This is a genomic window from Bacillus sp. KICET-3, from assembly GCF_033261025.1.
GTDB lineage: Bacteria > Bacillota > Bacilli > Bacillales > Bacillaceae > Bacillus > Bacillus sonorensis.
The window spans coordinates 3880862-3906095 of record NZ_CP137345.1; the positions used below are offsets into that span (position 1 = coordinate 3880862).

The window sequence follows — 25234 nt, forward strand, 5'->3', positions numbered from 1 at the left end:
CGTTTGGTTGGCGGTGCACGATCACTTCAGAAAGTACTTTTCAATATCATCCAGCATCAGATTCGCGGCAAGAACGCCCCCTGCCGTATTCCAGACGGCGTCGTCTACTTTATGGACGTTTCCTTTTTTATAAACGCTCAAGTTTTTGAAAAGCTGATCATTGACGTAGTCTTTCTCGATCGCGCTTGCTTTGTCATCTCCAGTCTCATACGTGTAATAGAAGAGCACGTCCCCATCCATATCGGGAATTTGTTCTTTTGTCACCTTCAGTTGCCCCAAATCGTTGGCTTCCTGTCCTTTTGGCCTTGCAAAGCCGAGCTGGTCAAGAATCGTTCCGGCAAATGAGGCTTTATGATAAATGCGGGCATCGGCATCTGTAAAGCGGACGAGTGAGACTTTTTGCTTCACCTTGTCGCCGAGCTTTTTGCGAAGATCTGCAACCCGCTTATCAAAATCGGCGATGACTTGATCGCCTTTTTCTTTTTGATTCAGCGCTTCAGCCGCCAGCTTAAAGTTGCCCTTCCAATCCGCTGACAGCGTTTCGGCAAAGACGGTCGGCGCGATGGCGCTTAATTTATCGTACACTTCTTCCTGGCGCACTTTGTTCCCGATAATCAAATCAGGCTTTAGGCTGGCGATCTTTTCGATATTCGGCTGCACTTCCGTACCGACGTTTTCAACGCCGTCCATTTTCGATTTGATATGCTTATACCACGGATCACCGAGCCATGACTGAACGGCTCCGACGGGTTTGACACCGAGGGCAAGCACGGCCTCTGTCGCTTCATTCGTTAACACGACAACCCTTTTCGGCGTTCCTTTAATGGTCGCCGTTCCCATTGCATGCTTTACCTCGTATGAGCTTTTTGTTTTTTCCGAGCCTTTATTCGAACCTGCAGATTTCTGATTCCCGCAGGCCGAAAGGATCAGGAAAAGCGCCGCAAAAAGCGCAACCCATTTTATTCGTTTCATCGGCATATGTAAGTATCCCCTTTTTCAAATGATTTTCATTATCAATTAGATTATATAATGTGTATGTGAATTGTCAATATGAAATCCTGCAGACCTTTCATATTTGATGGTAAGAAAGAAAGATTGGGGGCTTTGCAAATGTTCAAACTGGTGCTGTCGGTTTTGTACCTTTTCGGATTTGTTATCTTAAGCAGTTGGTCGGTTTCATTTGGTGAAATAATTGGAACAAATGATTTTTCAACTTTACCGCAATTTATGTTAGCAATGCTATTTGCACTTATGATCGGGTGCTATGTTGGTCTTCCTTTGATTTATAACAAGTTCAGGAAATCAGAACATTTACTTTTTAAAAATAAAAAAGTAATTCTGATTAGCTTAGGATTGGGAATAATGTTATCCAGCACAGCATATAGCCTTCATGATTTTCTCTCCTCAATGATGATAGCGATATTATCTATTATAGGCTTCATCATAATTGTAATTGGCCTTACCGGATTCCTCCCCGCCTATTTGCTAAAACCATCGAACAACAAACAAAGCTTGGCCGCGTCATGCGGCCAAGCTCTTTTTATGCTTACTTGCTTAAGTTGTAGAAAGACTGAATCCCGTGGTACTGCGCAGTTTCAGCCAATTGATCTTCGATGCGAAGAAGCTGGTTGTATTTCGCAACACGGTCCGTACGGGACGGAGCACCGGTTTTGATTTGTCCTGCGTTTGTTGCAACGGCGATGTCAGCGATTGTGCTGTCTTCTGTTTCACCGGAGCGGTGAGAGATAACAGCAGTGTAGCCTGCGCGTTTTGCCATTTCGATCGCATCGAATGTTTCAGTCAATGTACCGATTTGGTTAACTTTGATCAGGATGGAGTTGCCTACGCCGTTTTTGATGCCTTCAGCAAGTTTTTTCGTGTTTGTAACGAAGAGGTCGTCACCGACAAGCTGAACTTTTTTGCCAAGGCGCTCAGTAAGAAGCTTGTGGCCTTCCCAGTCGTTTTCGTCAAGTCCGTCTTCGATAGAGATGATTGGGTATTTAGAAACAAGCTCTTCATACCAGTCAACCATTTCAGCAGACGTTTTGACGACGCCTTCGCCTGCAAGATGGTATTTGCCGTCTTCTTTGTTATAGAACTCAGAAGATGCAGCATCCATTGCAAGTTTTACTTGTTCGCCAGGTTTAAAGCCGGCTTTTTCGATCGCTTCAACGATCGTTTGCAATGCTTCTTCGTTTGATCCAAGGTTTGGAGCAAATCCGCCTTCATCACCAACAGCAGTGTTCAGGCCTTTTTCTTTCAGGACTGATTTCAGGCTGTGGAAAATTTGAGCTCCCATGCGAAGCGCTTCGCGGAAGTTTTCCGCACCGACAGGCATGATCATGAATTCTTGAATGTCAACGTTGTTGTCTGCATGCTCCCCGCCGTTTACGATGTTCATCATCGGTACAGGAAGCGTTTTAGAGTTGAATCCTCCAAGGTATTGATATAGAGGAATTTGCAAGAAATCAGCGGCAGCGCGGGCAACGGCCATTGATACGCCAAGGATCGCGTTTGCGCCAAGCTTGCCTTTGTTTTCAGTTCCGTCAAGTTCAATCAGCAATTTGTCAATCGCCACTTGTTCTGTCACATCGAAGCCGAGAAGCTCCGGAGCAATGATTTCATTTACGTTGTTTACCGCAGTTAAAACGCCTTTTCCAAGGTAGCGGTCTTTGTCGCCGTCACGAAGCTCGACAGCTTCATATTCACCAGTGGAAGCGCCGCTTGGGACAAGTGCGCGTCCAAAAGCTCCTGATTCTGTATATACTTCAACTTCAACCGTCGGATTACCGCGGGAGTCTAATACTTCACGTGCATAAACATCAACAATGTATGGCATGTTTGTTTCTCTCCTTTAAATCTTATTTTTGAATTAACGACGTTCCTTTCATTTCTTTCGGCAGTTCGACATCAAGCAAGTCCAGAAGGGTTGGTGCAAGATCGCCGAGAATTCCGCCTTCCCGGAGTGTCACGCCTTCTTTTGTGACGATCACAGGAACCGGATTTGTCGTATGGGCGGTGTGCGGTTTGCCTTCTTCGGTAATCAGCACGTCCGCGTTGCCGTGGTCCGCCGTAATGATCGCATGCCCGCCTTTTGCAAGAATCGCGTCAACGATTTCACCAAGACATTCATCAACCGCTTCAATTGCTTTGATCGTCGGCTCGACTTTCCCTGAATGTCCAACCATATCCGGGTTGGCGAAATTGAGGATGATCGCGTTATGCTTGTCAGCCTCGATTTCTTTGAGGAGAGCATCTTTCACTTCATAAGCGCTCATTTCAGGTTTCAAGTCATATGTCGCGACTTTCGGCGAATTGATGAGAATCCGTTCTTCGCCAGGGAATTTCTCTTCACGTCCGCCGCTCATAAAGAATGTGACGTGCGGATATTTTTCAGTTTCGGCAATACGGAGCTGTTTCAGTCCTTTTTGGGATAAAACTTCACCGACCGTATTGTCGAGATTGATCGGTTTGAATGCCACGTATCCGTCAACCGTTTCACTGAAATGAGTCAAGCAGACGAAATGAAGGTTTTTCGGATGCTTGTCTCCGCGATCAAAGTCGCGGAAATCGTCATTTGTGAACGTGTTGGAAATTTGGATCGCACGGTCAGGTCTGAAATTATAGAAAATCACTGCGTCATTGTCTTTAATGGTCGCAACAGGCTCGCCATTTTCCTTTGTGATGACGGAAGGGATGACAAATTCATCATAAATTCCTTTTTCATAGGAATCCTTCACGACATCAAACGGATTTTTGTAGGCAGGGCCTTCGCCGTATACCATGGCGCGATACGCTTTTTCGACGCGGTCCCAGCGTTTGTCGCGGTCCATTGAGTAGTAGCGGCCGGACAATGTTGCGATTTCACCGACTCCGATTTCCGCGATTTGTTCTTCAAGCTCTTTGAGATACTTCTCGGCCGTTTGCGGACCTACATCGCGTCCGTCAAGGAAGCCGTGAATATAGACGTTTTGAACGCCCTCTTTTTTCGCGAGCTTCAATAGCGCGTATAAATGATTGATATGGCTGTGAACCCCGCCGTCAGACAGCAGTCCGAACAGGTGAAGGTTAGTGCCTTTTTCTTTCACATGCTTCATCGCGTCAAGAAATGTTTCATTGCGTTCAAATTCGCCTTCGCGAATCGCAACATTGACGCGAGTCAAGCTTTGATAGACGATCCGTCCGGCGCCGATATTCAAGTGTCCGACTTCAGAGTTTCCCATCTGTCCTTCGGGAAGTCCGACTGCCTCGCCTGAAGCCGTCAGCGTCTGATGCGGATACTTGTTCCAATAGCGGTCAAAATTCGGTTTGTTCGCTTGGGCTACTGCGTTACCGACTGTTTCGTCTCTTAGTCCAAACCCATCTAAAATGATGAGTGCGGCTAACTTTTTACTCATATTGACCTGCCTCCAATAATTGTACGAAAGACTGTGGCTCAAGGCTTGCGCCGCCTACGAGGGCGCCGTCGATATCAGACTCAGCCATGTATTCTTTAATGTTCGCAGGTTTTACGCTGCCGCCGTACTGGATGCGGATGCTGTCCGCAGCCGCTTGTCCGAATTCAGCGGAGACAGTTTGGCGGATGTGTGCGCACACTTCATTTGCATCTTGAGCTGTTGAAGATTTGCCTGTTCCGATCGCCCAGATTGGCTCATAGGCGATGACAGAAGCAGATACTTGCTCTGCTGTCAGGCCTGCAAGAGCTTTTTTCACCTGATCGGCTACAAGCTCATTTGTTTTGTTTGCTTCACGTTCTTCAAGCGTTTCACCTACGCAGATGATCGGCACAATCCCGTATTTGAAAGCGGCATGCGCTTTTTTGTTTACGGTCTCGTCCGTTTCGGCAAACATTTCGCGGCGCTCAGAGTGGCCAATCACGCAATATTCAACCCCTAGATCTTTCAGAGCGGCAGGGCTGATTTCTCCAGTGAAAGCGCCGCTTTCTTCGAAGTGCATGTTTTGCGCGCCGACTTTAAGATCAGTGCCTTTGACAGCTGAAGTCAGCTTTTCAAGGAACAGCGCTGGCGCGCAGACAACAGCTTCTGCTTTATCTGCTGCTGGAATGGAAGATTTCACTTCTTCAACGAAGCTTACAGCTTCTGAAAGCACTTTGTTCATCTTCCAGTTACCGGCAATAATTGGTTTTCTCATGTGCTCCACTCCTTATGCTGTGTATAGTGCTTACTTATCGTTCAATGCTTTTACGCCAGGAAGTACTTTGCCTTCCATGAATTCAAGAGAAGCTCCGCCGCCTGTTGAAATATGGCTCATTTTGTCGGCCAGGCCGAACTTTTCAACAGCAGCCGCAGAGTCTCCGCCGCCGATGACAGAGTATGTATCTTTTGCCTCTGCTAAGGCTTCAGCGACAGCTTTTGTTCCTTTAGCGAACGCGTCGAGTTCGAAGACACCCATTGGTCCGTTCCAAACGACAAGCTTGCTGTTTTTAATGACGTCGGCATACGTTTTTTGTGTTTCCGTACCGATGTCAAGCGCTTCCCAGTCGCTTGGGATTTCGCTCACCGGAACGATTTTCTTATTGGCGTCATTAGAGAAGTCATCGGCCACAAGCACATCTGTAGGCATGTAGAAATTCACGCCTTTTTCTTTGGCGCGGTCCATGAAAGACTTGGCCAGTTCAATTTTGTCTTCTTCAAGAAGAGACTTTCCGACTTCATAGCCGAGCGCTTTGACAAACGTATAAGCAAGACCTCCGCCGATGATCAGATTGTCGACTTTCTCAAGAAGACTTTCGATCACGCCGATTTTGTCTTTTACTTTCGCTCCGCCGATAATCGCTGTAAACGGACGTTCAGGATTGGAAAGGGCTTTGCCGAGCACTTCAAGCTCTTTTTCCATCAGGAAGCCTGCGACAGCCGGAAGGTGTTCGGCGATGCCTGCAGTTGAAGCATGAGCGCGGTGAGCCGCTCCGAATGCGTCATTGACATATACATCCGCAAGGTCGGCAAACGCTTTTGCAAGCTCAGGATCATTTTTTTCTTCGCCTGGGTAGAAGCGTACATTTTCCAAAACAAGAATGTCTCCGTCTTTCATTTCGGAAATTTGCGCTTTAACGGCGTCGCCATATGCTTCATCCGCTTTTTTCACTTCTTTGCCAAGCAGCTCTCCGAGGCGCGCAGCCACTGGAGTTAAACGAAGCTCTTCAGAAACTTGTCCTTTTGGACGTCCAAGGTGGCTTGCAAGAAGAACTTTCGCTCCTTGCTCTGTCAAGTATTGGATCGTCGGAAGTGCAGCGCGGATTCTTGTATCATCCGTAACTTTTCCGTCTTTCATCGGAACGTTGAAATCAACGCGGCAAAAAACAACACGGCCTTTTACATCAATGTCTTTTACTGATTTTTTGTTCATGGCTTCTAGGAGATCCTCCTTTAATTGATTTGCAAGCCTGAAAACGGAAATCCCCAAGCGCGGCAGTTCAACTGCAGGGCGCCGCATATGGAAAAAGGGAAAGGGAGTGTGTCCCCTTCCCTTGTCCGCTTTCATTATAGCGCTTCTCTCTTAAAGAACCAAGTCTGATTCTTTTTTGAAACCTTCCGAATTAAAGACCTTGTTTTGCGATGTAAGCTGCAAGATCTACAACGCGGTTAGAATATCCGCTTTCGTTGTCATACCAAGAAATGACTTTCACCATGTTGCCTTCCATAACCATTGTAGAAAGGGCATCGATTGTAGAAGAGTTTGTGTTTCCGTTGTAGTCTCTAGAAACAAGCGGCTCTTCGCTGTAGCCAAGAACGCCGTTCAGTTCGCCTTCTGCTGCTTCTTTAAGCGCTGCGTTTACTTCTTCTACTGTTACTTCTTTATCAAGTTCAGCAACAAGGTCAACTAGTGATACGTTTGGTGTCGGAACACGCATTGCTCCGCCGTTCAGTTTGCCTTTCAGTTCAGGCAGTACAAGGGAAACGGCTTTCGCTGCACCAGTTGTTGTCGGAATGATGCTTTCTGCTGCCGCACGCGCACGACGGTAGTCTTTGTGCGGAAGATCAAGGATTTGCTGATCGTTTGTGTAAGAGTGAACAGTTGTCATCATACCGCGTTTGATGCCGAATTTGTCGTTAAGCACTTTTGCAAACGGTGCAAGGCAGTTTGTTGTACAAGATGCGTTAGAGATGACATGGTGGTTAGCCGCATCATATTTATCTTCGTTAACACCCATAACGATTGTGATATCTTCTTCACTTGCAGGAGCTGAGATGATAACTTTTTTCGCGCCAGCTTCCAAGTGTTTAGCCGCATCTGCGCGTTTTGTGAAGAAGCCGGTTGATTCAACAACGATTTCAACGCCTTGTTCTCCCCAGTTTAATTTAGCAGGATCGCGTTCAGCTGTCACTTTGATTGTATGACCGTTGACAACAAGGTTGTTTCCGTCAACAGAAACTTCTGCGTCTAGTTTGCCGTGTACTGAATCATATTGTAATAGGTGAGCAAGCATGTTAGCGTCTGTCAAATCGTTAACTGCCACAACCTCAACTTCAGGATTATTTAACGCTGCACGGAATACTACGCGTCCAATACGACCAAAACCATTAATACCGACTTTTACTGCCATGATGATTTCCTCCTTTAAGTAAATAAGAGATATTTAATTTATATTGAGGGAAGAAACTTCCCTTAATAACTGTTTTGCGGCTCCTTCATCAGTAATCAGAACCGTATTGCGCGGCTTTTTAAAATACGCCTCAATGGCTTCAGCCTTTGATGAGCCTCCCGCCACCGCAATGATGTTCGGAATCGATTCAAGGTCCTCAAGCTGTATGCCTACGCTGTGCACCTTGTGAATAACTTCTCCATGGCGGTCGAAATAATAGCCGAACGCCTCTGCTACAGCTTCATTTTCTTCTATCTTCTTCAAATCTTTCTCTGGTGTGTTTCTTCGTTCAGCCATTGTTTTAGCATCTCCGATACCGTGAATGACCATACTCGATGATTGAATCGTCTGCAGCACTTCCTTTATGGAAGGCTCTTCGATAATAGAAGAATAGGCTTCTTTGCTTAACTGACCCGGCACGAATAACAATCTGTATGTACCGGAAGCTTTTTCAGCCATATGGGCACAAATCGTATTCGCCTGGTTCCTGACGTTTTCGCCGAGTCCGCCTCTTGCGGGCACAAAAAGCAGTTTGCGATTTTTCGAGTCGGGCGTCATCATTTCAGCCACGGCTTCGAGGGTCGTACCTCCGGTTACGGCGACGATATTTTCCCCTTGAAACCTGCTTTTCATGCATGCGACGGCCGCTCTCCCCATTTCTTTTTTGACCCATGGGGAATGATCGCTGTCTCCGGACACAATGATGACCTGTTCAAGATTCAACCGCTCTTTTAATGTATTTTCCAAATGGGTTAAACCTAAAACGTCCTTCATCGTATCTTCGAGAATTTTCAGCAGGTCAGATCCTTCAGATGTCAATGTCATGCCGGTCGTCTTGATCTCCAGAAGATTTTGCTCTTTTAAAAACTGAACCTCCGCCCTTAAAATGCGTTCGCTTAATCCGAGACTCGCGGCAAGGCTTCTTCTGCCGATCGGTTCAGTCAGCCTTATGTACTGCAAAATTTCATACCTTTTTTGCATGACATCGAGAAGATCCGGCAATAATTTTTTTTGAGCCTGTATTAATTGATTCATGCCAAAACGTTCCTTTCATCTCGTCCTGGACAAATAATGTCCCGCTATGACTGAAAACGTCCCACCTCAGCCAAAAAAAATTACTCCTGCTTTCATCTAATATTGTAACAGGGTTAAAATGTTTATTCAACTGTTTAGGAACCAATTCCTCGACAATATTCGAACCGTTTTGACACATTCTGTTCGATCCTTATGATTGTTTCCTATTAATATCTATCATATACAAATCTCGCCAAAAGGTGAACCATTAGAAAAAGCCCTTCCATAAATGGACTCAGTCGATACAGATTTTTCAGAAAACCGATTGCGCCGAATATGACTGCCGTATCGCAGCCGTACAATAGGCCGCCGAGCCCTGCCGCGCATGAAATCAAAATCACAAATCCCATTGAATGGCGTCTGGCAACTGCTACATTTGGTTCTAACTGAGCTGGGTTATTCTTCATTCGTCCGTCCTCTCGAGATTTTAATAATTGTATTTTCTGTCAATATTTGATTGGACCCAATGTGAAATTCATCTGCATATTTGTGAACAAATTGATATATTAGCAAAATACGCTCATATGAACCGGCGCAAAACAAGGCAATGTCCGCCTGCCTGCAGCTGCAAACGAATATTTTGTGCGGACGCCATTTGCCGGAATTGATCGGCTGTGATTGCGGGGCAACTAAAAAGCAATGGATAGGGTCTCCCCTTCCATTGCTTACTTTGTTGTTTTTCAATTGTTCCATATGTCGGCGATTATTTCGAAAGAACGCAGTCTGTCTGCATGCTCAAATGTTTCACCGTTCACCATTATTTCGTCCGCCTGAGTGGTTTTGACAAAGTCTTCAAGCTTTGCCTTGACTTCGGCCGGCCCGCCGATGATGGTTGAGCTGAGCTGTTCATTGACCATCGCCTTTTCGCGCGGCGTCCAGATCTGCTCCATATCATCGACAGGAGGCTTAAGCTTCGTCGGAGCTCCGCGGACAAGGTCCAAAAATTTCTGATAGTGTGATGTCGCAAGGCGCTGCGCTTTTTGATCGGTGTCAGCCGCGATCACCGTCACCCCGACCATCGCATAAGGTTCATCAAGCACGCCGGGTTTGAAAGAGCTGCGGTACAGCTCTAAAGCCGGGATCGTATTCGCAGGCGAAAAATGCGCAGCAAACGCAAACGGCAAGCCAAGCTCTCCAGCGAGGCGGGCGCTGAAACCGCTCGAACCAAGAAGCCATATCGGCACGTCCAGCCCCTCTCCCGGGATGGCGCGCACATGATTCCGGACATTTCCGGAAGGCTTGAAGTAGTTGCGCAGTTCTGCCAATTGCTCAGGGAAATCCTCGCCGCTGCTGATGTTTCTTCTCAATGCCCTTGCTGTCAATTGATCAGTGCCCGGAGCGCGGCCAAGCCCCAAATCGATTCTCCCCGGGTAGAGAGACTCCAGCGTTCCAAATTGTTCCGCAATCACAAGAGAGGAGTGGTTCGGCAGCATAATGCCGCCTGACCCGACGCGAATCGTTTTTGTTCCCCCGGCGATATAGCCGATCAAAACGGCCGTGGCCGAGCTCGCCACGCCTTCAATATTATGATGCTCTGCCAGCCAGAATCTGTTGTACCCCCATTTTTCGGCATGGCGGGCCAAATCTATGGAATTGCGGAATGATTCTTCAACCGTGCCGCCTTGGACGACGGGAGACAAATTCAATACGGAGTATTTGGTGTCTTTTAAATGCTTTGCCATTTTTTCTCCTTCTTCCTGATGGTTATTGTCATTAGAACGATACCATAATGGAGGCGTACATTTAAAGAAATTAGTTCGATCAATTTCGAACTGTTGGTTTTAAAAAAACCGCCTCCTTATACAGGAGGCGGTTACACCCTAGGAATTCGCGCCTTGGCCGGTTACCTGATGCCGTCCCTTCAACACATAAGCGATGGTAATCAGCATGTATATACCCGCCGTTACCAAAGTAATGACAATCGAAGTTGTCAGAATAACGCCGATTAATATCGCCAAAAGCGACAGAATCGCCAGCCAGGTCGTATAAGGAAACCATTTGACATAGTAGCCGCCATCTGCAGTCTCATTCCGTTTTCTCGATTTCAGATGGGCGGTTGCGATGACAAGCCAAATCATCAGCACCGTGTAGCCGAGAGATCCCATCAAATACTCGAATGTTTGACTGCCCGCAAATATCGAAAATAATACACCTAAATATAAGAAAGAAGTGCACAAAAGAATGGCATATACCGGCACTTTTTTGCGCGACAGCTTTGAAAAGATCTTCGGCACCCGGCCGTCGGCGGCCTGCGTATATAAAATCCGCGAAGATCCGTAAAGACCCGAGTTCATCGATGAGATGACCGCTAATAAGATCACGGCATTCATCACATGATCCGCTCCGGGAATTCCGATCATTTGAAAGACCATGACAAACGGGCTTTCCGACACTTCATTCACCTGATTCCACGGAATCAGACTGACAATAATGAAAAACGGCATGATGTAAAAAGCAATGATCCGCGTCAGCGTCCCCCGGACGGCTTTTGGCACAACTTTCTCCGGATTTTTTGTCTCCGCCAATGTCACGCCGATGATTTCAGTTCCCCCGTAAGAATAAATCACAACAAGCATCGCCGTGATCAGCCCGCCGGCTCCGTTCGGAAAAAACCCGCCATGATCAGTCAGATGAGAAACGCCAGCTGCTGAATGACCGCCGAATGAGAAAAATAATAAAATAAATCCAGCTATAATAAAAACGACAATCACGGTGATTTTAATCAAAGCAAGCCAATACTCTGTCTCTGCAAAACTCTTGACGGAAAGCAAATTGACGCTTGTAACGGCGAGGGCAACAAACAGCGCCAGCACCCAAACCGGCAGTCCGGGAAGCCAATACTGCAAAAAGGTCGCCGCCACTACAGCTTCGGCCGCAATATTCAGCACCCACATTTTCCAATAAATCCAGTCTAAAAAATATGCCGCATAGGGACCTAAAATAGATTGAACAAGATCCCTGAATGTTCGGGCTTCACTGTTTTTGACGGCCATCTCAGCGAGACCCTGCATAATGAACAGCAGGATGATCCCGCCGATCAAATAAGCGATCAGAACCGATGGCCCCGCTAAATCAATCGCATTGCTGCTTCCTTTAAATAATCCGGCGCCGATCGCACCGCCCAAGGCCATCATCATAATGTGCCGTGATGTCATCGTTCTCTCAAGTGTCTGCGTTTTTTTCTCCATCTTATTCACTTCCTCTATATAAAATAAAAAAGCCCGTCGTCTCTTTTTCTTCCTTTTGAAGATAAAGAGACGACGAGCCTTTGAAGCCAACCGCGGTACCACTCTTTTTGATTCCATAAATAGAATCCAGCTTAATATGCAACAGATCTGCTGTGCAAAACCCAATAACGGGGGTTAATCGTAATAGCCTTCAGGAATTGATGTCTTTTCCTTTTAGCGAGTCCACTCCCGGGCGAGTTCAAAGATTCATTAGGCTACGTCACACCGACCCGCAGCTCTCTTAGCTAATGATGGATCTTCTACTGCTCCCATTCATCGTGTTTTCAACCTGAAAATATATTCATATAATATACGTTCTTCTGACCCCTTTGTCAATAACAAATAGAGTGGCAAATTTTAAAAAACAGAATATTCCCCTATTTTCAAGGAAAATCGGCTTTTCTTTTTGCAAATTCAATAGGTTTAGTGCACGAGTTTTCAAATGGCCGGCCTTTTCAATTAAAACGCGCCTGCAAAAAATCGTCTGAAATCCCCCGAAAAAATTAGTTGAATTGATATATTATTCGAACTTTACAAAATATTTAAACGATGATAGAGTGGGACCCGAATCATTTGATCAGCTAAAGGAGGAAGAAACATGAAAAAACTGTCGTTGATGGTGATTTTGTCCGCATTGACTCTCGTATTCAGTGCATCGCCGGCCAGCTTTGCGAAAGACGCACCTGAGGATAAGTATACGACGCCGACAGACGCCGAATTTAGCCAGATTCAACAAATCTTAAAAGACACCGGCATTCAGACCGACAACCTGCAAAAGGATTACGGGGTGATCGTAAATGAACCTTCCGAAAAAGTCGGCATCATTTCGGACATCCCTGACAAAAGAGACGACTGGAGCCATGTCAGTTTCAATTCATACTATGTCGACCTCAACAGCGATACACTCATTGCAGAGATACGATTTGAGTTTAAACAGAATGCTGACGGCACATCAGAAAGTGAATACCAAAATGTAACAACCGGCGGCAAGTATGTTGTCAAACTTGATAAAGAAGGAAATGTCATCGATGAGAAAACAAGCGGAGACATTTCGATTTTGTGGAAATACTAGATTCGTGAATACCTGCCCCCTTTTATAACGCCCTTTAACAGGGCGTTTTTTGGTTTCGAACGCCTTCTATCCCGTTCCTGCAAAAATCGATTGGCGATTTCCTTTCCAGCGTCCGCTATACTCGCGGCAGAGCGGATTTGATCAATACGACAATGGATCCATATATTGGGTGGCTCTTGCCCTTTTCGATGTATCGGGAGCGGACCGTACATACTGCCCATCAAATTACTTGCAATCAATAGCCGCCCGACAATCACCTTCACAATACCAGGATGCAAAAGTTTTGGGCCCGCATGTTCTTCCGAACAAAAAACCTTGAAAAGCAAATAGCCAATCAAGGTAATAGAAACTATTATTTTTTATCCTGTCCCTTTCCGTACATTGATCGTAACGCTTGATCCGCAAAACGATTACGGGAATCAAAGACAGCAACTGTTTGCGCAGATGTCTTTTTCCGCCCTCCTTATGATGCGGTGCTTTTCTCTTCATTCTCCAAAAAGATGTCTTCCAATGATGGTTCATCGACATGAACCCGGTAAATGTTCACTTTGCAGTTGGTCAAAACCCTGATAATGGCGGGGATTTTTTCTTCCGAATTGACCACAAGCGAGAGCTCATTTCCCCGGTATTCGATGTCATCGCCGGCTGATTCGAGAAAATTGCCGATCAGGCCGCGATGCTGTTCAGGAATTTGCGAATGCCTGATGGAAACCGTCATGGCGGACATGAAATGCCTTCTTAATTCATCCAGCGTCCCTTCTCGTAAAATGCTGCCGTCCTTCATGATTGCGATCCTTGTACAAATCTTTTCAATTTCATGTAGATTGTGGGACGTCATAAATATGGTTTTCCCTTCTGTTTGCAGCTCCGTGATCAGCTTTTGTATATTCAAGCCTGATTCCGCATCGACCCCGGACGTCGGCTCGTCCAAGAAGAGCAGCTCCGGATCATGAATGATCGCTTGGGCGATGCCAAGCTTTTTCTTCATGCCGAATGAGAATGTCCCGGCCTTTTTGTCGGCGTGTTCAAGCAGACCGACCCTTGCCAAAACGGCTTCGCACTGCTCTCTTGACACGTTTCGGCCCTGTAATGCCGCGAAATATTTTAAATGACCGGCCGCCGTCATCGAATTATAAAAGGTTGAATAATCGGGCAACACGCCGATGCGGTGCTTTATTTTTTCAATGGAGGGTTCGTTCAATAGTTGAAAGCTTCCGGCAGACGGCTGAACAATTCCGGTGAGCATATTGATGAACGTCGATTTTCCGGCGCCATTGCGGCCCAGGAAACCGTAAATCTCCCCTTTTTTCACCTGGAGATCGACTTGGTTTACAACCGTTCTTGATCCGTATATCTTCATCAAGCCCTTAGCCTCGATCACAGCATTCATTATAAATCCCTCCTGTTAAATAAAGCGATTGCCCCGGCGAGCACCACGGCCGCGTAAACAATGTTGATCAGGACAAAATAGTTCCCAAGAGAAGAATAATAGTAGGGAGTCAAATATTTAAACCAGCTGATCATGATATTGTCCGAGTAGATGGCCCACAAACTGACCGCGGGAAAGAACAAGGCAAACACGATTCCGAAAAACATTGACATGGCGGGCTTGGGAAAGATAATGGAGAATAAGAGATTTAAAGCGATTGCCGCTGTAAGAAACGCCATGCTGTCAGCGGCGCTCTGCCATAAAAATGTTTTAGAAACGATCATTACCAATATGTATGATGCCAACATACAGACGAGCCAAAACAGCCAGACCCCTAAATATTTCCCCAATATAATTTGATGGCGCGAGGTTTTGGTCACCAGAAACCTCATCGTCCGCTCGTTGACTTCCCGGTTGATCATATCATGGGACAGCCCCGTGATGATTAAAAAACCGAGCATAAAAACGATAAGGGTTGTCCCGATTGCGGTGGAATCAACCCCCAAATCCAATTCCCGAACCATATCGGCCGGCGCATGCTCGATGACCTCCGCAACCTTAAAGCTCACGAAAAAAATCATGGCGATGACAATCATCGATTTGATGCTTTTAAAAAGGCGTTTAAATTCATTCAGGCAGATAGCTTGCATCTTCAGTCACTCCTTCATCCCTTTATTATAGTGACTGAAGATTATCCAGAAATAATTTTATCCTTAACATTACCTTAAATCGCAAATCGGGCTGCTTGACTTTCCCCTAAACTGGAGGGTTTATATTCATTTTAGAAGGATGTAAAAGGAGGATTTTTTTGTTTAAAATCAGTGAGTTTTCCAACCTGAGCCAAGTTTCGGTGAAAGCCCTGCGGTATTATGATCAAATCGGTTTACTGAAGCCGGCTCATATAGATGCAGAAACAGGCTACCGCTACTATACGGCAAACCAGCTCTTTCCGCTGAATCGCATTTTGGCTTTTAAGGAACTTGGTTTCACACTCCAGCAGATAATAGAGCTTATGGAAGAGAATGTGTCCGGCGAACAGATCCGCGGAATGTTCCGGCTGAAAAAAGCGGAGATTGAGACACTGCTGGCGGAAGAAGGGGCACGCCTGCAAAAAATTGAAGAACGGCTGGAACAGGTCGAAAAAGAAGATTGTTTTGAACCGGAGAACGATATTGTGTTGAAAAAAATAGAAAGCCGGCAGCTGCTTTCCGTGCGGCGAAAGACTTCAATTCAACAAATCCCCGCTCTTTTTGGGGAGCTCGATGCGCGATTCGGGAAATCATTAACGGCTTCGCTTCCCAAAATGGTTCTTTGGCATGGCTGTGAAGAGTGTGAAGACGAAGTCGATTTAGAGGCGGGTTATCTCGTCCAGCGGCCATTTCCTCCGGAGGGCTCGGACGCCGTCGTGCGCCGGCTGCCGGAAGTTCCGATGATGGCGACGCTTCTGCACCGCTGCCGACCGACAAGCCCGTGCACAGCAAGTGCTCATCTGGGCCTGTGGCTTGAACAAAAAGGGTATCGTATGAAGGAAAATGAACCGCGCCGCGAAGTATTTTTACATCCTGAACATAATCATTCAAGTGATTATATTGCGGAGATTCAAATTCCGATCGAAAAAGTGCACGAAACATTGAGTGGAATCAAGAAAGGCGGACAAACATGACCGATTTATCGAAGCAAATCATAACAGAATTGAACATCCCGGTGACCATGAGTGACGGAACAGCCCTTCGCGCCAACATCTATCGTCCGAAAGGCGCGGGACCATGGCCGGTTCTATTGGCGCGGCTCCCCTACGGAAAAGACATTCCCCAAGTACTGTTAGGCTTTCATGATGTGTTTCGGGCGGTTCAAAGAGGATATGTCGTCATTGTTCAAGATACAAGAGGACGTTTTTCATCTGAAGGACAATGGGACCCTATTGCAACAAGCGCCTATGAAGAAAGTGATACGCATGAAACCATTGATTGGGCGGCAAAACTTCCTTATAGCACCGGGCAGGTCGGAATGTTCGGCGTATCTTACTACGCTTTTACCCAATGGGCAGGGATGGTGAAGGCACCCAAACCATTCAAGGCGGCGGCTCCGGCATTTTCCTGGAGCCATCCCTTTGATGGTCTGATATTCAGGGGAGGCGCATTGGAATTAGGTTTTTTAGCTTATTGGCAAATGGGCATGTATCTCGATACTCTGCCAAGGCTTTATTCTGATGAGGGCGAACTCATGGCTGCGAGAAAACAAATCATCTCAGACATTGATCAGCTCAAACTCAAAATTTACTCACTCCCTTTGAAAGATTTTGCGCCATTTCAGCGAAATAATGTCGCAAATCCTTGAGCAAATCAGGCGGGGGATGGATCGGGAATTCAGCGGGCATTTATCTTTAGAAGGGAAATATGGCGGATTCACAGTGCCTGCTTTGAATATCGCCGGCTGGTACGATATCTTTTTGCAGGGAACAATTGAAAACTTTTTGCACATGGCGGAAATTGGCGGAACGGCGGAAGCCCGTCAAAGCAAATTGATCATCGGACCGTGGCAGCATTTGGATCACAGCCATCAATCAGGTGAAAAAAACTTCAGTCTGGCCGCTCATTCGGCTTCGATAGACTTGAACGGCATCCATTTGCGGTGGTTTGATCATTTCTTAAAAGGAATCGATACCGGAATGGTAAATGAAGCACCCATCAAACTGTTCGTGATGGGTGAAAATGTATGGCGCGATGAATATGAATGGCCGCTGGCCCGCACCCGGTTTACGGCGTATTATTTGCATAGCGGCGGCCGTGCGAATACATGGCATGGAGACGGAACGCTCAGCATGATACCGCCTGAAGCGGAAGAACCCGATCATTTTGTCTATGATCCTCTGGATCCCGTTCCGACAAAAGGCGGAGCGATTATGATGCCGCCTGATTTCGCAAGCGGCGCTTTTGACCACAGGGAAATTGAAGAACGGGATGATGTATTGGTGTACACCACCCCGATTCTTGAAGAAGACACGGAAGTGACAGGCCCGGTGAAAGTCAGGCTGTGGGCTGTTTCCAGTGCGCCTGATACGGATTTTGTCGCCCGTCTTATCGATGTGCATCCCGGCGGTTCGGCATACAATGTAACCGACGGAATCATCCGGGCCCGGTTCAGGAACAGCCCCAAAGAAGGAAAGCCAAGTCTGATCGAACCGGGAAAAGCGTATCTCTATGACATCGACCTCTGGTCAACGAGCATCGTATTCAAAAAAGGGCACCGCATCCGCCTGGATATCACCAGCAGCAATTTCCCGCGCTGGGACCGCAATCTCAATAACGGACTTGAGATTGGCAGCGGCCAAACGGAAGATGCCGTAAAGGCGCGGCAGACCATCCTTCATGACCGGGAGCATCCATCTTCGGTCATTCTGCCGATCATACCTAGAAACTGACTGCGCCTATATGACCTTCAGCGTTCCAATCCGCGCTGAAGGTATTTTTCTACCGGTCGGTTACGACAATGTAAGCCGCTTTTACCGGTCCATGCACGCCGACAACCAGATCCATTTCAATATCCGCCGAATTGCTCGGACCCGTCACATAGTTGATGCAGGACGGAATGACACTGCCTTCCGCTGTTTTTTGCTTAATGATCCGGCTGGCCTGCGTCATTCTCGGAACGATTGAGCTTTTTGGCACAATGGCAATATATGTCGTCGGCAGCAGGCTGACGGAGCGCCCTCTATCTTTTGAGCTGAATAGGACGACAGTGCCGGATTCCGCAAGGGTGATGTCACTGAATGTAATGCCGACGTTCGCCTGTTCGGCCCGTCTGATATTGTCCTCTCCGCGAACTGCATCCCATTCCCATACTTGTGTGCCCTCTTTCGCCCATGCATCTGTCAAAAGGCCGGACAGTCCGAATTCTTTAAAACGCTTATCTTTCGGAATGATGACAGGACCTCCTCCAAATCGCGCTACTTGAGCAGCAAGGGCTTCGTGCAGGCCGACTGCTTCCGTTTCAATCAATTCCGTGTGAATCTTCAGGCAGTGCTCTTTCAATACGGCAAGCAGCTGATCGGGCGTATATCCCTGGTACACCCTGTGCTGCGGCTGATATGTGTAATCGGGAGCGGTGACGCCCGATGTTCTTCTCGAACGGCCGAGTCTTTCTGCAATCCGGTTTAAAAAGCTCTCCTTGTTTTGGATCGTTCCGTTTGTCATCTGTCTTCCCCCTTTTGTCTGTCATGGAACCAGTCGCGGAATCTGGAGCGGTTTGGTGCCGGAAAATCACGGATTTGCGTCCACTGTTTGAGCGGCCCCGGACCCTTCGTAATTTTTTCGCCCTGCTGAAACGGCTTCATAGCCGCAGGCGCCCATTTTGAGCCCATTTTATAAAGCGCCGGTGTCGATGCTCCCAGACCGAAGGCTTTCATCGCCAGCTTTTCGGAAACCGGAGCGCGGCCTTCTTGTTCAACGATGCGCTGGCGGTGCTTTAAGAGCAGTTCATGAAGAGGAATTTTCACCGGACAGGCTTCCGTGCAAGCCCCGCATAATGATGATGCGTAAGGCAGCTCTTTGTAGTCGTCATATCCGCCGAGCAGCGGAGATAGTACCGCCCCGATCGGACCCGAATAGATCGAACCGTAGGAATGACCGCCGACATGGCGGTAAACCGGACAGACGTTGATGCAGGCCGCACATCTGATGCATTGAAGGACGGATTGAAATTCTGTTCCGAGAATCTTCGAACGGCCGTTATCCACGATTACGAGATGAAATTCTTCCGGCCCGTCCGCTTCATCAGGCAGCCTCGGCCCTGTCAACGCCGTAATATAGCTTGTCAGCCGCTGGCCGACGGCGCTTCTGGTCAGCATTCCGACAAGCACTTCAAATTCGTCGAGGGACGGGACGATCCGCTCCATCCCCATGACGGTAATCTGCGTGTTCGGAATCGTCGTGACAAGGCGCCCGTTCCCTTCGTTTGTGACAAGGCTGACGGAGCCTGTATCAGCAATCGCGAAATTACAGCCTGTAATGCCGATATCCGCCTCCAAAAACTTCTTCCTGAGCACGGCTCTGGCGTGCATGACAAGCTCCTCCGGCTTTTCCGTGCGGCGATAATCAAGCCGTTCTTTAAAAACGTCGCGGATTTGTTCTTTGTTTTTATGAAGCGCCGGCGCCACGATATGTGACGGCGGATCATGGTCATCGATTTGCAGGATGTATTCCCCCAAATCAGTTTCAACGACCTCGCAGCCTTCTTGTTCGAGCACTTCGTTCATATTGATTTCTTCCGTTACCATTGATTTTGATTTGACGATCTTTTTGCCGTTTTTCTTTTTGACGACATCGCGTATGTAACTTGACGCTTCCTCGGCGGTTTCCGCGAAGAATACGTGTCCGCCTCTTTTGGCGACATTTTCGGCAAGCTGCTCAAGGTAATAATCAAGGTTTTCCAAAACGTGCTGCCTGATTTCTTCGGCGAGCGAGCGCCATTCTTCCCAGTTGCCAAGCTCCTCCGCCGCCTCAAGCCGCCGGGCTCTCAACCGTTCTTGGGCGCCTGAAACGGCCCCCCTCATAAAATCATTTTCAAGCCCTTTTGACACGCGATCTTTAAAATTTTGTGTTCCGATCTTCATTGCCATGACCATCGTCCCCCTCTATCTGTGAAATGACCGGATGTGTTATCTGCTGTTTAAAACCTCAGCAATGTGCATGACCTGGATCGGTTTTTCCTTTCTGCCGATCCGCCCCCCGATATTCATCAAGCAGCCGCAGTCAGCCCCGATTAGCACATCTGCGGCCGTTTCTTCAACACAAGCCACTTTTTCATCGACCATCTGCTCCGAGATTTGCGACATTTTCACCGAAAACGTTCCTCCGAATCCGCAGCAGTCATGCTTGCGCGGCAGCGGTGTGAATTCAAGCCCCTTCACATTCTGCAGCAGCTTCATCGGCGCGTCGGTTACGCCCAGAAGCCTTGTCATATGGCAGGAAGTATGATAAGTCGCCTTTTTCTCAAGTCTTGCCCCCACGTCCTCCACTTTCAGGACATTGACGATGAAGTCCGTCAATTCATACGTTTTGTCGGCAAGACGCTGCGCCTTTTCCGCCCATGCAGGCTCATCCTGAAATACGTGCGGATACTCTTTAAACATAAAAGCGCATGATCCGGAAGGGCTGACGACGTATTCAGCCGATTCAAACGTTTCAATCATCCGTCTCATCGCTTTTTTGGAGTCTTTGACATACCCGCTGTTGTATGCCGGCTGGCCGCAGCAAACCTGGCCTTCGGGAAAATCCACTTCACATCCCAGCCGTTCCAGCAGCTCAACGGTTGCTTTTCCGACATTTGTCTGAAACATGTCAACCAAACACGTGATAAACAATGAAACTTTCATCTTGATCCCCTCTCCCCAACCTGAATAGTCAGGTCATCTGATGACTTGGATGTAAAAAAATCTCTTTTTTCATCTTACACCTTGTGAACATTTTTTGAAAGGGGTTTCTCCTCAGTTTTCAGCCTGAGTCCTATGTAAAAAAGCAGACAATCGTCTGCTTTTCAATCGATATTCCCTCAGTCAACGCCTGTTTCTTCAAAATATGAAGCCAGCACCGTTTCCACGTTTGTCAGGTGCTCAAGCATCGCCTGTTCGGCTTTTTTCCCGTTTTGCTCTTTCACGGCCCGGTAGATCGCTTCATGCTCTTCGTAAAGCCGCTTTACTGTGGTTTTTTTAGAAAACAGCCAGATTTTCCGCGTTTCTCTCATCGTTTCGATCAGGAGGGATGAGACATGGTTCATCAGGCCTTTTAACAAATCGTTTTGAGAAGCCCCGGCCAGCGCCAAATGAAACGCAAGATCGGCTTTTTCGCCGAGCTCGCCGTTCCCGTCGGCGAGATTCATGTCTTCAAGCGCCGCTCGCATGTGCTCCAAGTCATCTTCTGTCCGTTTTTGCGCAGCCCCCGCTACTGCGCCGATCTCGAGAATCTTGCGTACTTCGAGCAGCTCAGCGACATCCTGCTTTTTCATCAGCAGGGCGGCGGAAAGAGGAACTGAGATTTGTTCAGGCTCGAATGTTTTCACATAAGTGCCTTCCCCCTGCTTCATCTCGACAATTCCCATCGCTTTTAAGGCGGAAAGGGCTTCTCTGACTGCGGAGCGGCTGACTTGAAAGCTGTCGGCCAGCGCTTGGACGGAATCCAGTTTATCCCCCGGCTGAAGCTCTCCGTTTTTGATGGTTTCAAGCAGTGCTTCAGCTACTTCTTCATATATTTTTTTCGTTTTGATTTGCTTATATTTCAATTTTTTCACCTCATCAACAGACTGGGCATGGTGCTTATTTTTCTTATTATACCGTTCTTTTCAGATTGAACATATAGCCGGGACGTCATGCAAAAAAATGATTGTAATTTGTAACATTCAGAAATATAATGCTAAATAATTGGTCCTGTCATCATGTCATCAGATGTCTTATTCTGGATTTGGACAGGCCTGTTTGAAGAACAAAGGGGGATTTTAGGAGATGGGATGGACTCAAGATTACACTCCGCTGGGGAACAATTTGCTGCTCTCTTCAATTGCAGCGCTCATACCGATTTTGTATTTTTTCTGGGCTTTGGCCATCAAACGAATGAAAGGGCATACAGCCGGTTTGACAACCTTGCTGATCGCGCTTGTTCTGGCTGTTTTCGTTTACGGCATGCCTGCCGAAAAAGCCGTCATGTCCGCCTCGCAAGGCGCGGTGTACGGTCTTTTGCCGATCGGCTGGATCATCGTGACATCGGTTTTTTTGTACAAGCTTACGGTTAAAACCGGCCAGTTTGAAATCATTCGCAGCTCTGTGCTGTCGATCACTGATGACCGCCGCCTGCAGGCACTTTTGATAGCGTTTTCATTCGGGGCGTTTTTAGAGGGGGCGGCCGGATTTGGAGCTCCGGTCGCTATATCCGCCGCATTGCTTGCCGGACTCGGATTCAATCCTTTATATGCGGCCGGCATTTGTTTAATTGCCAATACGGCGCCTGTCGCCTTCGGCGCGATCGGAATACCGATTATCGCGGTCGAAGGTCCGACAGGGATACCCGCGATGGACATTTCGAAAATGGTCGGCCGTCAGCTCCCGTTTTTATCCGTATTTATTCCGTTTTATTTGGTCGTGATCATGAGCGGCTTCAAAAGGTCTTTGGAAGTGCTGCCGGCCATTTTGGTATCGGGTGTTTCCTTTGCCGCCACACAATATGTAAGCTCAAATTTCCTGGGGCCTGAGCTTCCCGATATTTTGTCGGCCATCGTTTCGCTTGTTGCGCTCGCCGTATTCTTGAAATTCTGGAAGCCGAAAACGACATTCAGATTTCCCGGCGAAAAGGAAGCGGCGGCAGCCGTGCAAGCGGGGCAGCCGGAAACACAAGAGCGCGCGCATTCGGCGGGCCGGATTTTTAAAGCATGGACCCCGTTTTTATTGCTGACCGCAATGGTCTCCATATGGGGAATTCCCGCTGTGAAAGAAGCGCTGACAGGCCATTATCAAGGGGCAAACCCGTTCTTGCTTTTCATCAGCGAAATCGGCGGCCGCCTGTCATTTGCTCCAGGTGTGCCTTTTTTGAACAACGAGATCCTTGATGGGTCAGGAAAGCCGCTCGAAGCCCTTTATAAATTAGATCTGCTCGGGTCAGCGGGAACGGCGATTTTGCTTGCCGCTGTCCTGACAAAGTTTGTCACGGCTGTTTCATGGAAAGAGTGGGGCGCCGTTTTTATCGAAACGCTGCAGGAACTGAGAAAGCCCGTGTTGACGATCGCTTTCGTCGTCGGCTTTGCGTATGTGACCAACTCTTCCGGCATGAGCACGACACTCGGCATGTCGCTGGCCATGACAGGTGCGATGTTTTCATTTTTTTCTCCTGTGCTCGGCTGGCTCGGCGTCTTTATTACAGGGTCTGATACCTCAGCCAACCTGCTGTTTGGCAGCCTGCAAAAAGTGACGGCGGGATCGGTTGGGATGGAGCCTGTGCTTGCGGTCGCAGCCAATTCTTCAGGCGGTGTCACAGGAAAAATGATCTCGCCGCAATCGATCGCTGTCGCCTGCGCGGCAGTTGGACTCGCTGGGAAAGAATCTGATCTGCTCCGCTTTACACTGAAGCACAGTTTATTCCTTTTGTTCCTCGTATGTATCATCACATTTTTACAGCATCACGCTTTGTCATGGATGATTCCGTAAAAAAGGGCCTGCGGCTGTGCCGCAGGCTTTTATTCATACCGTTTCCTGACGGAAGACGGCAATATGTTCATTTGATCGCGGTATTTGGCGACGGTTCGTCTGGAAATGACGATGCCGTGTGCTTCTTTCAATAAATCAGCAAGCTTTTGGTCTGAAAGCGGTTTCATTTTATTTTCTTCTTCTATCATCCGGCGAAGATGGGCTTTCACTGTATGGCTTGACGTATGGCCGGCGCTTTCATCCTTTACTTTTGCCGAAAAAAATCGTTTTAGTTCGCATAGTTCATAAGGGGTTTGCACCATTTTTCCCTTCACCGCCCGGCTTACCGTGGATTCATGGATGCCGAGGGCCTCGGCCACCTCTTTTAATGTCAGCGGCTGAATATCGTTTCGTCCGTTGAGAAAATAGTCCTTTTGGCGAATCATGATCTCGTTCATCACTCTTGTCATCGTTTCCCTTCTCTGTCTGAGGGCTTGATCGAGCCATTTCCACTGCCTGTATTTCTCGGATAAAAACGATGACGCCTCATCCTTCGTCCGCCTGTAGAGAAACGGTTCGTAGTACGCATTGAGCTGAATGTCCGGAAACGAACGGGTGTTAAGCTCCAAGGTCAATTTTCCGTTCTCAGCGGCTATGATCAAATCAGGCTCGGCATAAACATCACGCTCATCATGGTCATACGCTGCCCCCGGTCTCGGCGACAATCCGGCGACAATATCCTGAACATTCTGAAGCTCTGCAAGAGACAGGTCCGTTATCGCAGAAAGTTCTTTCCACGCCTTTTTTGCGAATAGCTCAAAATAGCGCGAAATGACTAATTCCGCCTGATCCGTCTGTGCCGGCAGCCGCCGCAGCTGGATGAGAATGCACTCCTGAAGAGAGCGCGCACCGACGCCGGCCGGTTCAAGAGACTGAAGCTTAGCCAGGACTTCTTCTATCTCCTTACAAGATACAGACAGTTCGGAAGCGATAAAGGACAGCTTTTCGGTCACATAGCCGTTCGAATCAAGCGATTCAGTCAAGTAGCTGAAAATTCTCTTTTCGCGGCTTGACAAATGCAGGTCAAGCGCCTGCCGCTTCAGCGCGCTTTTTAAGGTTTCGCGGTGATCCGCGGCCTCTGGAACAATCGTTTGTTCTCTGTGCGAATGATGCTTTGTTTTATGGTAAAATGATCGGGGGACGTCGGGTTCTTTCCGTTCGATAAGAGGGTTTTCCATTGAGAGCTCATCAATCCGGCTGTTGAGCTCGGCCGAGGTGTACTGAAGCATGCTGATTGCTTGTGTAAGCCCCTGCGTCAAGTGAAGTTTTACCGTTTGCTGCTGTTGCACATGCAATTTCATCATTTCTCCCCTCCCATTATTAGTTTACACGATCGGTTGTTTACCGTATAGACATAAAAAGGAGTGTTTTCTATATGACAGAGTTATTTTCAGTGCCATATTTCATAGAAAATTTTAAAACCCATATTGACATGAATCCAAACGAGGAGAAAATTCATGCAATGAACAGCTATTACCGTTCTGTCGTGTCAACGCTTGTACAGGATCAGCTGACAAAGAACGCCGTTGTCTTAAAGCGGATTCAGCATTTGGATGAGGCTTATAACCAAGTAAAACGAGGACAATGATAGAAGGAAAAAAGC

22 protein-coding genes, 1 pseudogene and 1 other annotated feature are annotated in these 25234 nt (G+C 47.6%); of the genes and pseudogenes, 6 read left to right on the plus strand and 17 right to left on the minus strand.

What is annotated here, in order from left to right:
- Window positions 1-21: 21 nt before the first annotated feature.
- The 10 genes and pseudogenes from R5H20_RS19925 to R5H20_RS19970 form a co-directional block, all read right to left on the minus strand.
- Window positions 22-972 carry an ABC transporter substrate-binding protein gene (locus R5H20_RS19925; RefSeq protein ID WP_029419544.1) on the minus strand — a complete coding sequence of 317 codons (951 nt, stop codon included), beginning with the start codon at window positions 970-972 and terminating at the stop codon, window positions 22-24.
- Between the two features lie 574 nt (window positions 973-1546).
- Entirely contained in the window at window positions 1547-2839 is a 1293-nt protein-coding gene (gene eno, locus R5H20_RS19930) for a phosphopyruvate hydratase (RefSeq protein ID WP_006639135.1), read from the minus strand.
- A gap of 22 nt (window positions 2840-2861) precedes the next feature.
- Complete coding sequence (gene gpmI, locus R5H20_RS19935; RefSeq protein ID WP_155011478.1) at window positions 2862-4397, minus strand: 2,3-bisphosphoglycerate-independent phosphoglycerate mutase; 1536 nt, start codon at window positions 4395-4397, stop codon at window positions 2862-2864.
- A complete protein-coding gene (gene tpiA, locus R5H20_RS19940) occupies window positions 4390-5151 on the minus strand; it encodes a triose-phosphate isomerase (protein ID WP_006639137.1) in 762 nt (253 codons plus the stop codon). Before tpiA ends, gpmI begins: the two co-directional genes overlap by 8 nt.
- Window positions 5152-5181: 30 nt before the next feature.
- A complete protein-coding gene (locus R5H20_RS19945; protein WP_006639138.1) occupies window positions 5182-6366 on the minus strand; it encodes a phosphoglycerate kinase in 1185 nt (394 codons plus the stop codon).
- A 190-nt stretch (window positions 6367-6556) separates the two neighbouring features.
- Entirely contained in the window at window positions 6557-7564 is a 1008-nt protein-coding gene (gene gap, locus R5H20_RS19950) for a type I glyceraldehyde-3-phosphate dehydrogenase (protein WP_006639139.1), read from the minus strand.
- Between the two features lie 33 nt (window positions 7565-7597).
- A complete protein-coding gene (locus R5H20_RS19955; protein WP_006639140.1) occupies window positions 7598-8638 on the minus strand; it encodes a sugar-binding transcriptional regulator in 1041 nt (346 codons plus the stop codon).
- 248 nt (window positions 8639-8886) lie between these two features.
- Window positions 8887-9084: pseudogene (locus R5H20_RS19960) on the minus strand (arabinose-proton symporter); the annotation flags it as partial.
- Window positions 9085-9357: 273 nt separating this feature from the next.
- The gene (locus R5H20_RS19965) at window positions 9358-10359 is read right to left on the minus strand and encodes an LLM class flavin-dependent oxidoreductase (RefSeq protein WP_006639143.1); all 1002 of its coding nucleotides are present in this window, start codon (window positions 10357-10359) and stop codon (window positions 9358-9360) included.
- A 138-nt stretch (window positions 10360-10497) separates the two neighbouring features.
- A complete protein-coding gene (locus R5H20_RS19970) occupies window positions 10498-11865 on the minus strand; it encodes an amino acid permease (RefSeq protein WP_006639144.1) in 1368 nt (455 codons plus the stop codon).
- Between the two features lie 62 nt (window positions 11866-11927).
- Window positions 11928-12190, minus strand: a binding site (T-box leader).
- 312 nt (window positions 12191-12502) lie between these two features.
- Between R5H20_RS19970 and R5H20_RS19975 the strand changes: the two genes are divergently transcribed.
- Window positions 12503-12976, plus strand: a complete 474-nt coding sequence (locus R5H20_RS19975) for a hypothetical protein (RefSeq protein ID WP_006639145.1) — start codon at window positions 12503-12505, stop codon at window positions 12974-12976.
- Between the two features lie 463 nt (window positions 12977-13439).
- Here the strand turns inward: R5H20_RS19975 and R5H20_RS19980 are convergent, their stop codons facing one another.
- Both R5H20_RS19980 and R5H20_RS19985 read right to left on the minus strand, forming a co-directional pair.
- On the minus strand, window positions 13440-14366 hold the full coding sequence (locus R5H20_RS19980; RefSeq protein WP_029419548.1) for an ABC transporter ATP-binding protein: 927 nt from the start codon (window positions 14364-14366) through the stop codon (window positions 13440-13442).
- Window positions 14366-15055, minus strand: coding sequence for an ABC transporter permease (locus R5H20_RS19985; protein WP_006639148.1), 690 nt, complete (start codon window positions 15053-15055; stop codon window positions 14366-14368). The genes R5H20_RS19980 and R5H20_RS19985 overlap by 1 nt, the downstream gene beginning before the upstream one ends.
- 158 nt (window positions 15056-15213) lie before the next feature.
- Between R5H20_RS19985 and R5H20_RS19990 the strand changes: the two genes are divergently transcribed.
- The 3 genes from R5H20_RS19990 to R5H20_RS20000 are packed head-to-tail and all read left to right on the plus strand — an operon-like array spanning window position 15214 to window position 17826.
- Window positions 15214-16068 (plus strand): MerR family transcriptional regulator, encoded by an 855-nt coding sequence (locus tag R5H20_RS19990; protein WP_006639149.1) that lies wholly within the window; start codon window positions 15214-15216, stop codon window positions 16066-16068.
- Complete coding sequence (locus tag R5H20_RS19995; RefSeq protein ID WP_006639150.1) at window positions 16065-16742, plus strand: CocE/NonD family hydrolase; 678 nt, start codon at window positions 16065-16067, stop codon at window positions 16740-16742. Before R5H20_RS19990 ends, R5H20_RS19995 begins: the two co-directional genes overlap by 4 nt.
- Before the next feature lie 16 nt (window positions 16743-16758).
- Window positions 16759-17826 carry a CocE/NonD family hydrolase gene (locus R5H20_RS20000; protein ID WP_006639151.1) on the plus strand — a complete coding sequence of 356 codons (1068 nt, stop codon included), beginning with the start codon at window positions 16759-16761 and terminating at the stop codon, window positions 17824-17826.
- 49 nt (window positions 17827-17875) lie between these two features.
- Here the strand turns inward: R5H20_RS20000 and R5H20_RS20005 are convergent, their stop codons facing one another.
- From R5H20_RS20005 to R5H20_RS20020, 4 genes are all read right to left on the minus strand, one after another.
- Window positions 17876-18598, minus strand: a complete 723-nt coding sequence (locus tag R5H20_RS20005) for a LutC/YkgG family protein (protein ID WP_006639152.1) — start codon at window positions 18596-18598, stop codon at window positions 17876-17878.
- Entirely contained in the window at window positions 18595-20022 is a 1428-nt protein-coding gene (locus R5H20_RS20010; RefSeq protein ID WP_006639153.1) for a LutB/LldF family L-lactate oxidation iron-sulfur protein, read from the minus strand. Before R5H20_RS20010 ends, R5H20_RS20005 begins: the two co-directional genes overlap by 4 nt.
- Window positions 20023-20061: 39 nt before the next feature.
- On the minus strand, window positions 20062-20778 hold the full coding sequence (locus tag R5H20_RS20015) for a (Fe-S)-binding protein (protein WP_006639154.1): 717 nt from the start codon (window positions 20776-20778) through the stop codon (window positions 20062-20064).
- A 176-nt stretch (window positions 20779-20954) separates the two neighbouring features.
- Window positions 20955-21680 carry an L-lactate utilization/bacilysin biosynthesis transcriptional regulator LutR gene (locus tag R5H20_RS20020; protein ID WP_006639155.1) on the minus strand — a complete coding sequence of 242 codons (726 nt, stop codon included), beginning with the start codon at window positions 21678-21680 and terminating at the stop codon, window positions 20955-20957.
- 220 nt (window positions 21681-21900) lie between these two features.
- Here R5H20_RS20020 and R5H20_RS20025 point away from each other — a divergent pair, with 220 nt between their 5' ends.
- The gene (locus R5H20_RS20025; RefSeq protein ID WP_006639156.1) at window positions 21901-23592 is read left to right on the plus strand and encodes an L-lactate permease; all 1692 of its coding nucleotides are present in this window, start codon (window positions 21901-21903) and stop codon (window positions 23590-23592) included.
- A 29-nt stretch (window positions 23593-23621) separates the two neighbouring features.
- Here the strand turns inward: R5H20_RS20025 and rpoN are convergent, their stop codons facing one another.
- A complete protein-coding gene (gene rpoN, locus R5H20_RS20030) occupies window positions 23622-24932 on the minus strand; it encodes an RNA polymerase factor sigma-54 (protein WP_006639157.1) in 1311 nt (436 codons plus the stop codon).
- A gap of 74 nt (window positions 24933-25006) precedes the next feature.
- Here rpoN and yvfG point away from each other — a divergent pair, with 74 nt between their 5' ends.
- On the plus strand, window positions 25007-25219 hold the full coding sequence (gene yvfG / locus R5H20_RS20035) for a protein YvfG (protein ID WP_006639158.1): 213 nt from the start codon (window positions 25007-25009) through the stop codon (window positions 25217-25219).
- Window positions 25220-25234 lie beyond the last annotated feature (15 nt).